The organism is Vreelandella boliviensis LC1 (assembly GCF_000236035.1).
Taxonomy (GTDB): Bacteria; Pseudomonadota; Gammaproteobacteria; order Pseudomonadales; family Halomonadaceae; genus Vreelandella; species Vreelandella boliviensis.
The window spans coordinates 370,067-384,815 of record NZ_JH393257.1; the positions used below are offsets into that span (position 1 = coordinate 370,067).

At 53.8% G+C, this 14,749-nt stretch carries 13 protein-coding genes; 1 reads left to right on the forward strand and 12 read right to left on the reverse strand.

What is annotated here, in order from left to right:
* Positions 1–20: 20 nt before the first annotated feature.
* Positions 21–1,181: an MFS transporter gene (locus KUC_RS01610; RefSeq protein ID WP_007111319.1), complete on the reverse strand. Its 1,161-nt coding sequence runs from the start codon at positions 1,179–1,181 to the stop codon at positions 21–23.
* Between the two features lie 136 nt (positions 1,182–1,317).
* Between KUC_RS01610 and KUC_RS01615 the strand changes: the two genes are divergently transcribed.
* A complete protein-coding gene (locus KUC_RS01615; RefSeq protein WP_007111320.1) occupies positions 1,318–2,706 on the forward strand; it encodes an aminotransferase-like domain-containing protein in 1,389 nt (462 codons plus the stop codon).
* Here KUC_RS01615 and KUC_RS01620 read toward each other — a convergent pair.
* From KUC_RS01620 to KUC_RS01670, 11 genes are all read right to left on the reverse strand, one after another.
* A complete protein-coding gene (locus KUC_RS01620; protein ID WP_007111321.1) occupies positions 2,687–4,210 on the reverse strand; it encodes an alanine/glycine:cation symporter family protein in 1,524 nt (507 codons plus the stop codon). The genes KUC_RS01615 and KUC_RS01620 overlap by 20 nt on opposite strands.
* Positions 4,211–4,370: 160 nt before the next feature.
* Positions 4,371–5,318, reverse strand: coding sequence for an AEC family transporter (locus KUC_RS01625; protein ID WP_007111322.1), 948 nt, complete (start codon positions 5,316–5,318; stop codon positions 4,371–4,373).
* A 30-nt stretch (positions 5,319–5,348) separates the two neighbouring features.
* Positions 5,349–6,365: an Ldh family oxidoreductase gene (locus KUC_RS01630; protein ID WP_007111323.1), complete on the reverse strand. Its 1,017-nt coding sequence runs from the start codon at positions 6,363–6,365 to the stop codon at positions 5,349–5,351.
* Between the two features lie 116 nt (positions 6,366–6,481).
* Positions 6,482–8,056 (reverse strand): aldehyde dehydrogenase (NADP(+)), encoded by a 1,575-nt coding sequence (locus KUC_RS01635; RefSeq protein WP_040479193.1) that lies wholly within the window; start codon positions 8,054–8,056, stop codon positions 6,482–6,484.
* 72 nt (positions 8,057–8,128) lie between these two features.
* On the reverse strand, positions 8,129–8,884 hold the full coding sequence (locus tag KUC_RS01640; protein WP_040479195.1) for a FadR/GntR family transcriptional regulator: 756 nt from the start codon (positions 8,882–8,884) through the stop codon (positions 8,129–8,131).
* A 65-nt stretch (positions 8,885–8,949) separates the two neighbouring features.
* Positions 8,950–9,750, reverse strand: a complete 801-nt coding sequence (locus KUC_RS01645) for an NAD-dependent epimerase/dehydratase family protein (RefSeq protein ID WP_007111326.1) — start codon at positions 9,748–9,750, stop codon at positions 8,950–8,952.
* A gap of 46 nt (positions 9,751–9,796) precedes the next feature.
* A complete protein-coding gene (locus KUC_RS01650) occupies positions 9,797–10,660 on the reverse strand; it encodes an amidohydrolase family protein (RefSeq protein WP_040479197.1) in 864 nt (287 codons plus the stop codon).
* Positions 10,660–11,796 carry a mandelate racemase/muconate lactonizing enzyme family protein gene (locus KUC_RS01655; RefSeq protein WP_007111328.1) on the reverse strand — a complete coding sequence of 379 codons (1,137 nt, stop codon included), beginning with the start codon at positions 11,794–11,796 and terminating at the stop codon, positions 10,660–10,662. Before KUC_RS01655 ends, KUC_RS01650 begins: the two co-directional genes overlap by 1 nt.
* Positions 11,797–11,835: 39 nt before the next feature.
* Positions 11,836–13,116 (reverse strand): TRAP transporter large permease, encoded by a 1,281-nt coding sequence (locus KUC_RS01660; RefSeq protein ID WP_007111329.1) that lies wholly within the window; start codon positions 13,114–13,116, stop codon positions 11,836–11,838.
* Between the two features lie 3 nt (positions 13,117–13,119).
* Complete coding sequence (locus KUC_RS01665; RefSeq protein WP_040479199.1) at positions 13,120–13,656, reverse strand: TRAP transporter small permease; 537 nt, start codon at positions 13,654–13,656, stop codon at positions 13,120–13,122.
* 61 nt (positions 13,657–13,717) lie between these two features.
* Entirely contained in the window at positions 13,718–14,683 is a 966-nt protein-coding gene (locus KUC_RS01670; protein ID WP_371827730.1) for a TRAP transporter substrate-binding protein, read from the reverse strand.
* Positions 14,684–14,749 lie beyond the last annotated feature (66 nt).

The window sequence follows — 14,749 nt, forward strand, 5'->3', positions numbered from 1 at the left end:
GCTTGAAAGCCAGTGTTTTCCTAACGCGCCTTGCGCAATAGAACGAGCGTGGCGAGTGCGCCGCCCAGTAGCGCGAGGCCAAATAACGCTAACGCCAAGGTATGCCCCACGGCATCAATCAGTACCCCGGTGGTAATCACCGGGATACTAAAGCCCAAGTAGGCCATCAAAAAGTAACCCGCGCTGGCTTGTTGGCTCGTCGACGCGTCCGCTATCGCCAACACACCGCTTAATCCCCCCAGGTAGATAAACCCATAGCAGGCGCTGCTGGCAGCCACCGTGCCCAGCAGCACTGCTGCGAGATTTCCTTGAACGGCGCCCCAGGCGATCAGTGCATAGGCAATCGGCAGAATCACCAGCCCCAGCTGAGTCGCGGTAGCTGGCTCAAGCTTTCTCGCCCAAGGCTGAAACAGCACCCCGCAGCTGCAAATACCGAAGGTAGCGAAGCCGCTCCAGGCGGATAAACCGTGTTGGTTTAATGCCGAAGGTAGAATCGCAATGACCAGCCCCACCGTGGCCCAGGCGAGTAAAATCGCCAGTCCATAAGAGAGCGCCCCCTTGGGATAACGGGGAAGGCGTAGCATTGGGCTTTTAACAGCACTCGGTGCGCGATCCTTAAGCGTGGTGACCACCACTAGCGCCAGCACAGCGATAGCGAGATAAAGCCACAGGCTGGGAGGCGATACGCTGGGAGTATGGAAAACAAACAGGCTAGTGACCGCCGCCCCCAGGCCAAACCCCAGCGCGGTACTGGCGGTGACATAGCTGGTCGCCACACGGTTATCCTGCCCACCCAACAGCATGTGCATATAAGCGGGCGCCACCGAGGAGGTTAACCCGGTGCTGATACCCAGCAAAAAGCGAGCAACCCCCAGCGCCAGCAAACCGGGTGCTATCAAGGTCATTGCGGTGGCCAAGAGGCATAGCAGTAGCGCAGTAACGATTAGCGGCTTGTGCCCTACCCGATCAGCCAGACCATTCAACCCCAGCAGCACCGGCACAATGCCCAACACATAGCAGGCGAAAGCGATGGTGGTGGCCCCAACGCCCAAGCCATCCCGCGCCGCCAGCGCATCGTAAAGCGGGGCCTGTAAGTTAACCGCCGTGGTAATGGTACATAGCGCAAAGGCCAGACAGGCGGCACTTTTTGTATTGATCGTTGCAGTCGCAGCGCGGCTCATAGCAAAGTCCTAAATAAGCGAGTCGTTGAATCGCTAAGCTCGCACGCTTACCGGGCAGCGGTAAGGTACACTTCACCACCACTTTTCAGACACTGTTCCGCCCTTTTAGCGAACAGTTGAAACGACAAGGCATGTTATGCAGCTAGAGGTTAATCGGCACTCTGCAACTCCCATCGCGCAGCAGCTCGAAGCGGGCATTCGTACTTGGATTGCAGCACACGGTGCCGGTGGTGGCCGCCGGTTGCCCTCTATTCGCCATTTAGCGGCCACCCATCACATCAGCCGTAACACAGTGATTGAAGCCTACGAACGACTTGTGGCATCTGGATTAGTGCGCTCACAACCGGGCTCAGGGTTTTACGTCGCGGATAACGCGGCAGCGCTGGTGTCACCACCGACCACAGCGAACGGCTTGGAAGAGGTCACCAACGGGCTGTGGGGGCTTTTTAGTGCGAATGAGCACACGCTAAAACTCGGCTGCGGCTGGCTGCCCAGTGATTGGCGCGAAGGCGACGATCTCACCCACGCCATTCGCCAAGTGGCACGTAAAAGCCGTTCGGGAATCTTCGAGTACAGCACCCCTCAAGGGCCCCAGGAGTTGCGCGGTTTGATCCAGGAACGCTTGCGCCCACTGGCGATTACCGCTGACGCCCAGCAGATCGTGATGACCGGCGGCGGCAGCCATTCGTTGGATTTGCTGGTAAGAATGCTGCTTGAGCCCGGCGACGTGGTATTTGTAGAGACGCCGGGCTATTACAATCTGTTTGGCCTGCTGCACTTGCAGCGCATTCGCGTGATTGGCGTGCCGCGTCTGGCGGACGGGCCGGATATTGAGCGCCTGGAGGCGTTGCTAGCCCAGTACCGCCCTAAGCTGTTGTATATCAACAGCGTGTTTCATAACCCTACGGGCAGCACGCTCACCGCGGCGATTGCGCACCGGGTTTTACAGTTAGCCGAACAGCACGATTTTCAGATTATTGAAGACGATATCTACGCGGATTTTCAGCACACCCCCACCACGCGCCTGGCAACACTAGATGGCTTAAATCGGGTGTTTTATCTAGGCAGCTTTTCGAAAAGCCTCTCCTCCTCACTGCGAGTCGGTTTTATCGCCGCGCCAACAACGTTGGTGCAGCGCTTAGTGGATATCAAGATGTTGACCAGCATTTCGGCTTCACGGTTTGCCGAGCAGGTGGTCACCGTCATGCTGCAAAACGGCAGCTATAGGAAGCTCACCGAGCGGCTGCGCATCAAACTGGCCAATCAAATGGCGATGGCACTAACGATGCTTAACAATGCTGGCTGGGAGGTATATACCCAACCGGCTGGCGGGATGTTTGTGTGGGCAAAACCACCGACGGCCATAACGCCTGAAACACTGAGCGAACTGGCCAACCGCTGGGAAATTACCCTATCGCCGGGGCACTTATTTTTCGTTGATAATCAGCCGACGCCCTGGCTGCGGCTCAACGTTGCCTATATGCAGGATCCCAGAGCGAAGGCGTTTATTGAAGCAGGGCGTTAAATACCGACCCTTCCTTTACTTCTTTTGACTCTTTCACTGGCCATACATCCGCATCCACCAGTTCAGGGCGTTTAAGAATGACCGGGTCAAATATTGGCTCTTTAATACCCTCGCGGCGCTGACGCTCATAATCTTTTAGCACGCCGACGGCAATCGGCCCCATGATCAGAATGGCAAACAGGTTAGTGGTTGCCATTAGCCCCATGGCCAGGTCGGCAAAGTCCCAGACCACGCTCAGTTCAGCGACGGAACCCAGCAGCACCATGGCGATAATAATTACCTTGAACACGCTTACCGCCTTTGCGGCGTGGCGGCGGAATAGAAATTCAATATTCACCGATGAGAATGAAAAGTTGGCCAAAATAGAGGTGAAAGCAAAAAACAGAATCGCCAAAGCGATAAATATCTCCCCAAAGCCGCCTAAGTGGTCGACCATGGCATCTTGAGTAAGCTGAATGCCTTCGATGCTGTCTCCTGGAGACTCCGACATCAGTCGCTCATAAACACCGGAGAGCAGAATCACCACCGCCGTGCAGCTACAGATCACAATGGTATCAACGAACACTCCAAAGGATTGCACCAGCCCCTGGGCCGCAGGGTGCTTAACCGTCGCCTGAGCGGCCGCATTAGGGGTTGAGCCCATGCCCGCTTCGTTGGAGAACAGGCCGCGCTTGACACCATTTTCCATCGCCGCTTTAATCGCGTAGCCCGCAGCACCACCCACCGCAGGGCCTAGGCCAAAGGCACTCATCACTATCAGCGAGAGCATATCGGGTACGGCAGAAAGGTTATTTACCAGAATCCATAGCGCGACTAGCAGATACGCAATCGCCATTGCCGGGACGATCTTCTCGGCGGTGCGCGCCACCGATTTGAGGCCGCCATAAATGACCAAGCCTGCCAGGATGGCAATCACCACGCCGGTGAGCCAATTGGGTATTCCAAAGGCGCCGTTCATGCCTTGCGCAATGGTATTTGATTGCGCGGCGTTAAACGCTAAGCCGTAAGCAATAATCAGAAACACCGCGAACAGCGCACCTAGCCAACGCCATCCCAGACAACGCTCGATGTAGTAGGCAGGTCCGCCGCGAAATACGCCATCCTCATTGCGATGCTTATAGACCTGGGCCAGAGTCGATTCGATAAAAGCGGTGGCAAACCCAAGCAACGCGGTCACCCACATCCAGAAAATCGCCCCCGGCCCACCAACCCAAAGCGCCAAGGCCACCCCCGCTAAATTACCGGTACCAACCCGCGCCGCCATCGACGTAGCAAACGCCTGAAAGCCGCTGATGCCATCCCCAGCACCACGGGCGGTGAAGGTAACATAGGCCATATGCCTGAAAAGGCGAAACTGCATACCCCGGGTCATGATGGTAAACAGCAAGCCAGCGCCTAGCAGCAGATAGACAAGTATGTAACTCCAGATAAAGTTACTGACGGGCATCATGATGGTATAAAGACCATCGCGTAGTGGGGCAATGAGTAATTCGAGGGTCTCCATGGGAATGCTCTCCAGTTTGTTTTTGTTCGCACCCAGGCTGCTAGAAAGCCCAGAAAAGTACCCTATCCCTATAGGCTGAGTTGGCTTGCAATAGTGAAGCCCACTCAACGAGTCTAGACAGTTTTTGAACACCCCCAGCAAAAAGCGTAAAAAAAGACTACTAAACGAGCACCCCGAAATAACGCATCAGCCCAATCACCACACTGAACGTCACAAAAGACGCCAGGGTAGCGGCCATTAAGGCGCCTGCGGCAACGTCTGCCATGCCGTAACGCTGGCCTAACAGTGGATAGATACTCGCCATGGGTGCGGCAGCGAAAAGAATCGCTCCCGCAAGCAGCAGTGGATCTGACGTAGGCATGATTAAAAAAGCCAACACGATGGCCAACGGATGGAGAATGAGTTTACCCACCACAATTTGGCTGACATCCATGACCACACCACGTACATGGAGACCATAGATTGCTCCCCCGATAACAAAAAGTGCCGCCGGGCCAGCCGCGTTAGCCACCATATCAATCGCCTTGGTCACTGGGCCTGGCAAGCTAAACCCCGATAAGGCGATCACTACGCCTATAAAAATGGCCATCAAGACAGGATTTCTTATCAGCCGACTCGCCGTCTGCTTAAGCGTGCAAGCAAGTCCGCCCCCCGACTGTCGTCCCATCTCTGCCAGTATCAACGCGGCGGGTATGATCAGCAGATTCTCAATAATCATACTTAACGTCATAAACGTAACCGCCGGCGGCCCTAACACCATTGCCGCAACGGGATAGCCGGTGAAGGCACTATTGGAGGCCGACATCCCCAGGGCAAACATAGCGCCGTTTTGCAGGGTTTTTTTCTTGATAAAAACAGCTAGCCCTAAAGCCAGTGAGAAGATGATCGCCGACCCTAATCCATAGGCCAATAAATAATCGACGTTAAATACCTCCTCAAGCGGGTTTTGCGTCAGGGCACGGATCACTAACGCAGGTAGCGCAAAGTACATCACGAAGCTGCCGACACCCTGCATCTGCTCGCGGCTAACGATCCTCAAGCGCATAGCCACAAAGCCCATTCCGATAATTAAAAAGATCGGCGTGGTGATGGCTAATATTTCAAGCATGATTGCTTCATCCCATTATGGGTAACGCCGTTATTGAACAGTCAGTGCGTTGAGCTCGTCATACAGCGCTTTGGGGAGAGTAAGGCCATCGACTTGGCTTCGCGCTCTTGCCTCAAAGCGGCGCTGGGAAGGCAAGCGCGCACCTTGGACCAGAATGCCTTCGAAAAGGGCTTCAGCGTGTTTGAGATGGCTCGCTGCGTCCTTACCTAGAAAAGCCTCAGGCGACATCGCGATAATTAGTTCGCCATGAAAAGGCTTGCCGGTTTTCTCTGCATTCGCTGCTTGGGTTTCATGGCCTAGCAGGTCGCCAATCAGTGGGCCCGCCAACAGCTCCACCATGGTGGAAAGCGCCGAGCCTTTATAACTGCCAAAGGGCAACATCGCGCCAGCGAGTGCGGCCACCGGGTCAGTCGTCGAGTTCCCCTCACTATCGATCGCCCACCCCTCGGGGATCGACTTACCCGCTCGCCGATGTAGCTCTATCTCGCCACGGGCGACCACGCTGGTGGCAAAGTCAAACGTATAGGGCGTATTCCCTGGACGGGGCCAAGAGAAAGCGATGGGGTTGGTGCCAAAAAGCGGCGAAGTACCACCCGCCGGAGCCACAAAGGCGTGGCTGGGTGTCATGGCCAACGCTACCAGCCCTTCTGCTGAAAGCGCTTCCACTTCGGGCCACAGGGCGGAGAAGTGAAAGCTGTTGTTAATCGCCAGCGCCGCAATTCCACTGCGTTTAGCTTTCTCAACCAAATGCGGCTTACCCATTTCAAACGACAGCAGCGAGCAGCCCTTATTGGCATTAACCTTGACGACACTTGTGGCTTGGTCAGTGATGGTCGGCTCGGCTTGGGTATCAACTCCGCCGTTCAAGGCGGTTTGGACACAGCCAATCAGCCGGTATAAACCGTGGGAATGGCATTCATCTCGCTGGGCCGCCATGACGCTGCGCGTAATCGCGTCAGCGTGGGGCTGGCTAAAGCCATTATGGGTGAGCACCTTGTGACTCAACGCTTCGGCTTGTTGTAGAGAAATAGTAATATTATCACTCATAGAATCACCTAACTCACTCTTCTTATTGATTATTTTCTTAAATCTGTCTTTAAAACCGCACTAAAAAAAGCAGGCAATCATTGCCTGCTTTTTGACTGCAATAGTGGCAGTTACTTTTAAAGTTCGCGTTTTCCGTCAACTAACCGCGATACTTTAAGCGGGTTGCCCTCTTTAAGCGCATCGGGAAGCAAGCCTTCAGGCAGGGACTGGTAACAAACCGGCCGTAAGAAGCGATGAATAGCCGCTGAACCGACTGAGGTCGTACGCGAATCAGACGTCGCCGGGAACGGCCCGCCGTGCACCATGGCGTGACAAACCTCGACACCGGTAGGCCAACCATTGGCGAGAATACGTCCTGCTTTACGCTCAAGGGTGGGCAGCAGCGCTTTAGCGGCATCCAGGTCGGCATCGTCCATATGCAGTGTGGCGGTGAGCTGGCCTTCCAGCTGTTCAGCCACGCGTTTAACTTCCGACGCATCTTCGCACTCAACCACCAGCGAGGTGGCCCCAAACACTTCCGCTTGCAGCGCGTTTGATGCGAGGAAATCGCTCGCTGATGCAGCAAACAGGCCCGTTTGGCACTGATACTCGCTGCCGGTTTGGCCTCGGGCGATTTCACGTGCCTCGGCTGCGTCGCTTAGGCTGGTCACGCCCTCTTGATAGGCACGGTGGATACCCGGCGACAGCATGGTTTGCGCACCGCTAGCTTCCACTGCACCACGTGCAGCCTCAATGAAGGCGTCCAATTCAGGGCCTTTTACCGCGATCACCAGACCGGGGTTGGTGCAGAACTGGCCCGCGCCCATATTGAGCGAACCGACAAACGCCTCACCTAGCTCTTTACCGCGGGCTTTTAGCGCCGCCGGTAGTAAGAAAACAGGGTTAATGCTGCTCATCTCAGCGTAGACCGGGATCGGCTGGGGCCGTGCTTGCGCCGTTTTCATTAGCGCCATACCACCACTGCGCGAGCCGGTGAAACCAACGGCTTGAATGCGCGGATCGTCAACTAGCGCTTGGCCGATTTCGTTACCGGCACCAAAAAGCAGTGAGAACACGCCTTCCGGTAAATTACAGGCTTTTACAGCTTTTTGGATCGCCTGCCCGACAAGCTCCGAAGTGCCTGGGTGCGCTGAGTGGCCCTTCACTACGACCGGGCAGCCAGCAGCCAGGGCTGAAGCGGTATCACCACCTGCCACCGAAAATGCTAGCGGAAAGTTGCTGGCGCCGAATACAGCGACTGGGCCCAGGGCGATATGGCGCTGACGCAGGTCGGCGCGGGGCAGCGGCTGGCGATCCGGCATCGCAGGATCGATACGTACATCAAGCCACTCACCGGCACGTACGACTGAAGCGAATAAACGCAGTTGACCGCAGGTTCTGCCCCGTTCGCCCTCGATACGCGCTTGAGGCAGGCCGGTTTCGGCCATAGCTCGCTCAATCAGCTCACTGCCAATCGCTTCAATTTCGCTAGCGATGGTTTCTAAAAAGGTCGCCCGCTCTTCGAGAGACGTTTCGCGGTAAGTGGCGTAGGCCGTTTCAGCCAGTTCGCAGGCTTGCTCAACGTGAGCTCGATTGCCGCCGACATAAATAGGTTCTAGCTTTTCGCCGGTGGCGGGGTTAACCGCTTGAATGTTGGCCTGGGTGCCGGTCACTGATTGTTGACCGATCAGCATTTCGCCTCGCATTGTCATACATCGCTCCTCATATGGTCAGTGATATCACTGGGCGTAATACCACTTGTCACTTTGCTACTGTCCGCGATACTACTTTTCAAGATACTGGGCATACGTGTTGCGCGCCCGGTTAAGGTGCTGAAACATCGTTTCGCGGGCAGCTTGCGTATCGCGGGAAAGAATAGCTTCGAGAATATAGCTGTGCTCTTCCTGAACTCGCTCTAAATAGCGCTCAGAGGAGATCGGGTTAATATCAATACTCAGCAGCTTGGCACGGGGAATAACGCTCTGACTCCACTGCTTGTAAAAAGATTGGAAGAAGGGATTTTTGGTCGCCGTGGCAATCGCAAAGTGAAACAGATAATCCTCTTCGCGAGCTTGGGTCTTTGCAGTATACGCATTGCTAAAGGCAAGGTGCTGCGCCTCAAGTCGCTGACGATCTTCATCGTCATAGCGTAAGGCAGCCAGTTCAGCCGCCGCTGGCTCTAAGGTTAGCCGCAGTTCCAGCAGGTGCAAGATATCTTCCACGGTAGTGGGATTTATGCGCTCTGCAGGCCGTGCCTCTACCGTGGAAGAGCGCAGCACAGAGGTACCTACTCCACGCCGGGTCTCCACCAGCCCTAGGGATTTAAGATGCGTAATCGCCTCGCGAATCACCGTGCGGCTAACTCCAAAGGAGTCACAAAGGCTGTTCTCAGTGGGCAGTTTCTCTCCCACCGCGACTTTACCCTGAGTAATCAACGCTTCCAATTGGTCAGCCACGTGCACGGACAAGCTTCCCTGCTGCGTCACTTTACTTACTTGAAGCGGTTTTAGGGCAGATGCCGTTGCGCTAGGTTTGGCCATGAAAGCTATCCTTCGTTAAAGTCCAGGTTGTATTATATCGTACAACCTACCTCTTTTAAGTACCATCAAACGTCGTCAGGGTGGCCTGATTTGGTGAATTTACCGCCCTGATAGCGCACGGCTAAATCATTGCCATCAATATCATGATCCTGCTGCTCGGTCTCTTCCCGCCAAGGTTCAGAGCTGTCTTTAGGTACCCAGCCTAAAAAACCGGCATGGGAATTGTCCCACCACTTTTCAGCATTATCTGATGCCCCGTAGATCACCGTATACCCTAAACGCGGTGTTACAAAAGCACGCTGCAATAGACTGACGAAATCCGCCAGACTTAGCCAAGTGGCCATCATGCGGGTATCGGCAGGCTTATCGAAGCAGGAGCCAATTCTAACGCTCAGGGTCTCTACCCCAAATTTGTCGTGATACAGGCTAGCGAGGTTTTCTCCAAAGCATTTTGATACGCCATACAATGAGTCGGGCTTTTGCACTACCTGGGTGTCGATCAGTTGATTACGCTCATAAAAACCGATGGTGTGGTTGGAGCTGGCAAACACTATCCGCGGTTTACCCTGTTTTCGGGCCGCTTCATAAAGGTGGTAAGTACCCATGATATTGGCCTGCAAAATCGACTCCCAAGGGCTCTCTACCGACATTCCCCCCAAGTGAACGATGCCATCACAATCGCGCACTAGATCCGCCACCGCTTGCATATCGCTAAGATCGGCTTGAACCAGCTCTTCCCCCTCACCGGCAGTTCCTAAATCAGCAATATCGGAGAGCCGAATATGCTTAGCGAGTTTGGATAAATGAGGCCGCAGGCTTTTGCCCAGACCTCCGGCCGCGCCGGTCACTAAAATTCGATTTAACATATGAACTCCTTACTATTTTGCAAAAGTCATAAAATGACGAGCTGTCTTAGAAGCCGTAAAGCGCGGCAGGGTTATCCACCAGGATCTTTTGGCGGGTGCTCTCATCTGCCCAATGCAGCAATACATCAAGCTGTTCGGCATCGTCGGGATACTGCATCCTGGGTACACCGACATGCGGCCAGTTTGAACCCCAGATCACACGCTCGGGGGCATGCTCGATAAGCCGCTTGGCGATGGGGCCGACATCGGCATACTCAGGCCCACCGCTTAGGCTGGTTTCATAACCCCCGCAGATTTTTATCCACGCATTACCACGATCCAGCAGGCTCACTATTTGATCAACGCGGGAATCATCGGCAGCTACAGGCGGCATAAATTTGCCAATATGATCGATGATGTAATCAGTTTTGATCGCTTTCAGCGTGGCCATGTAATCGCCTATCTCACGGCCATTAAACTGCACCATCAAGTGCCAGCCGAACGCACGTATGCGCTCTTCAACCTCTGCCAGCCCGTCTATTCCCACAGCGCCACCGGGTAGCTGCATAATCCTGGCGCCACGAGCGCCTTGGGTGTGCATTGCTTCGATCTCTGATTCAGAGGCATCCGGCGCTACCGCCACGATCGCCCGGGCGCGCTCCTGTCCGATTTCCGCCACGCCTTGTAAAATCGCTCGGTTATCAAACTGGTATGCATTGGGCTGGGTCACCACAACACGCTCTAGCGAGAGCCACTTTTGAAGGGCTTGGTAATCGGCAACCGTTGCCAGTTCAGGAATCTTGGGGCCGCCTGGCTGCGCTTCATAGCCGGGTAGGTACAAGTGAACGTGGCAATCGGTTGCCCCTGCGGGCGCCTTCAAGCGTGGATGCGTACCGGTTAATGGACGTGTATTGGCGGGGATAGACACGATTATTTCTCCCTAAGAGCGTAGGTGGATAGCGCATCGCGATTAATTTCAATACCCAACCCCGGACCATCCGGAATCGTCATCACGCCCTGGTGATGTTCTAGAGGTGTTTGAACAATAGCCTGGCGGAAGGGGTTCTCGGTACGGTCGAATTCCATAATGGGTTCGATAGGTTTGCGGCGCGGCGGGTTGGGCGGCAGCGCAGCCATAAACTGCAAGCTTGCTGCCAAACACACCGCTGTACCCCATACGTGGGGCACCAAACGCACGCCGTGCATGGCCGCCATATCAGCGACACGGCGCATTTCGCTAAAGCCACCGACACCACAAATATCCGGTTGCACAATATCTACCGCACGGCGGGACAAAGGCTCCTGCATGGCATAGCGCCCGTGCCAGTTTTCACCACTAGCGACGGGAATCGGTTGACCGGCGCGAACGGCTTCGTAGGTGGAAATTTGCTCGGGCAGGACAGGCTCTTCGAACCAATCAATGCCAAATGGCGCTGCACGCTGACCCAGTTCGATCGCTTCCAGGTAGTCATACCCGTGATTGGCATCGATCATCATGCGCATATCCGACCCAATGGCCTCACGCACGGCGGCAATCACTTCCAGATCTTCCTCAACGTCGAAGCCGATTTTAATCTTGACGGCGTGAAAACCTTCACGGCGATAGCCTGCCACTTCGGCGGCAATATCGGTTACCCGATCAACTCCAGCCCGGGCGAACGAACCGGTTGCATAAGCACGTACGCTCTCACGGAAGCGCCCGCCCAGCAGTGTTGAGATCGGCACGCCAAAGTGCTTGCCTTTGATATCCCACAACGCAATATCAATACCGCTTAATGCCGTGACCGTTAACCCGCGCTGGCCTTGGTCGCGCAGTCGGTTATAGAGCGTTAGCCAAACTTTTTCCGTTTGCAGCGGGTCTTCGCCTATTAGGGACTGGGCGTAGACCTCCACAATCGCTGCGTTGGGCTTAGCCGGCCCTAAGCACTCGCCCCAGCCGATGGTGCCATCATCGCAGACGATTTCGACCAGGCAGTGTTGGCGGCGCGAAAAGTGCATGGAAGCACTCTCAAACGCCGTCTCAAGTTGGTAATCGAGTATATGGGTGTTTACGGCGACGACTTTCATAATTGATCTATCCTTGTTAGCGGCTTTTTGAAAGCGCCCTTATTGGAAAAAGCTGGGTAACGTCAAAGAGATAGCGGGTACGTAAGTCACCAGCATTAAGGCTGCAAACAGTGCTAAGAAGAACGGCCAAATAGTGCGTACCGCTTCCTCGATTTTGATTTTGCCGATCACACAGCCGACAAACAGACAGGCACCTACGGGGGGTGTACACAGCCCTAGCCCCAAGTTCATCATCAAAATAATGCCGAATTGGATCGGATCCATGCCGAACTGCATGGCTACCGGCAGGAAAATAGGCGTACAAATAAGGATTAACGCCGCCATGTCCATAATCATGCCTAAAATCAACAGGATGATATTAAGCATAAGGAAAATAACCAGCGGCTTATCGGAAATAGCCATTAACCCTGTGGTCAGCATTTCCGGCACATTGTAGAGCGCCAACAGGTAAGAGAATGCCGATGCACACCCAACTAAAATCATCACCAGCGAGGTGGTTTTTACCGACTGAACAACAGCGGCTTTAAAAGAGGCCCAGGTCAATTCACGATAAACCAGACCGGTTACTACAATAGCGTAGATAGCCCCGAAGGCACCGGATTCTGTCACGGTCAGAATGCCCGAAAGCACCCCGCCGACGATAATCACTGCAGTCATCAGGCCAGGTAAGGAGGCGAAAAAACTGATCATCAACGCATACCAGCCAGGGAAAGCTTCGCCCTTATAACCACGCTTCACCGCTACAATATACGCCGCAACCGCTAAGCTAAGGCACATTAAAATACCGGGAACAATACCGGCGATAAACAGCTGGGTGACCGAGATACCACCGCCTGCCGCTACCGCATAAAGAATCATATTATGGCTAGGAGGAATAACCACGCCGGCTACCGACGAGGTGACAGTTACGTTCACGGCATAGTCGGCATCGTATCCCTTCTCTTTCATCACCGGGATTAGGATAGAACCTAACGCCGATGTGTCCGCCACTGCCGAACCGGAGATTCCCCCGAACAGCATGGAAGAACTAATGTTCACCATTCCCAAACCGCCACGCACCTTACCTACCATCGCCGATGCCAAGCGCACAAGCCGAGTGGAGATACCACCGTGCATCATCAGCTCACCGGCAAAGATAAAGAACGGGATAGCTAACAATGAAAACACGGAAATACCCGAGAGAATGCGTTGAAAGGCCACAAACAACGGCAAGCCTTCATACAGAAAGGTAACAACAGCGGCCAAGCCAACGGCAAACGCAACCGGCGCGCCAACTATCAGACCTAGGAAAAAGATCCCGAAAAGAATAATAAGCCCCATCGTTTATACCCTCTTAACTTTTCGAGACATTAAGCGCTGCGCTATATCCGCCGCAGCAAATAGCATGATCAACACACCGCAGATAACTAGCGGAGCCGCACGCCAGCTTTCTGATAGTCCTATCATAGGAATAGCGCGTTCCAAGTTGGTCATCACCAGTGTCCAGCCTTGGAAGGCCATAAAGCCGCCAAACGATAGAATAAAAAGATCAGCAAGATGGTACATTAAGCTACGCAAAGGACCGGTAAAGCCCTCACGTATAAAATCAATATTCAGATGGGTGTGATGCCTAACCCCAGCCGCCGCGCCTAAGCAGGTGATATAAACAACCAGTACTAACGAGGCTTGCTCAACCCAAGTAGGCGTATTGTTTAGCACATACCGGCCGAAAACTAACCACCCAAATATTATAATAAGAGTGACTAGCAAGATCCCCGCAATAAGAATACATAAGCTGGCGACACCATCTAAGATTCGATTCAGCGAGCTGCTCTCTTCCACGTCTTCCTTATCGACGGGCGATTCAAGTTCGTTACTCACGGCACATATCCTTCTCAACTTCCGACAGCGATTAACTGCCGGAAGCGTGTGGGCGACAAATTTACTCGGTGGCGCGAATTTCTTCGATCAGCTCACCTGTGCCAGGATTATTAGCAATAAAATCTTCATACATGGGTTCCATAAGTGACTGGAAGGCGGCTTTATCGTCCACTTCGTTAATCTCTACGCCGTGGTCGAGGACGATCTGACGACTCTCTTCCGAGCTTTCTACCCATAGCTCACGCTGACGTTTGGAAGCCTCTTCGGCTACTTCACGAACAATTTCCTGATCTTCTTGTGAGAGTTTTTCCCAACTTGCTTTAGCCACACACAAGCACTCAGGAATAATTAAGTGCTCGGTTAACGAGTAGTAGCCCGTCGCTTCATAGTGGTTGCTTGACTCAAAAGAGGGATAGTTATTTTCAGCACCATCGAGCACGCCGGTGGTTAAGCTCTGATACACTTCACCATAAGACATCGGCGTGGCATTACCACCCATGGCGGCGATCATATCGACGTAAAGATCGTTATTCATTACCCGAATCTTTAAGCCTTTAACATCTTCAGGAGTTTTAATAGGGCGTTGGGTGTTATAAATGCTGCGAGCACCCGAATCGAACCATGAAAGTACCACCAACCCTTTATCTTCTAAAGCGTCGGCAAAGCGCTCGCCAATTTCTCCGTCCATTACTGTATGCATATGTTCAACGTCATTGAACAGGAAGGGTAACGAGAATACGTTGGTTTCTGGCACGATGGGCCCCATCGGCCCCATATTAAAATTGGCAAAATCCAATGCCCCGTTACGAGTCTGCTCAATGGCGTCTGATTGGTCACCCAGCACGGCGTTGTTATAAACACGTGGAGTAATACGGCCTTCCGTTTGTTCCGCCACCGCGTCAGCAAACTCTTCTAACGCTACTGTATTAGGATAGCCGTCAGGATGGATGTTCCAACCACGCCAGTTATCTGCTTGAGCAGGCAGTGCAAAGGCTATAAGTGCCATTACGCCAGCGGTGGGCAACATAGTTTTCAAAGAACGGATTTTCAATGAGCTGGTTTTCATAGCGCTGTCGCTCATGCAGTTATTGTG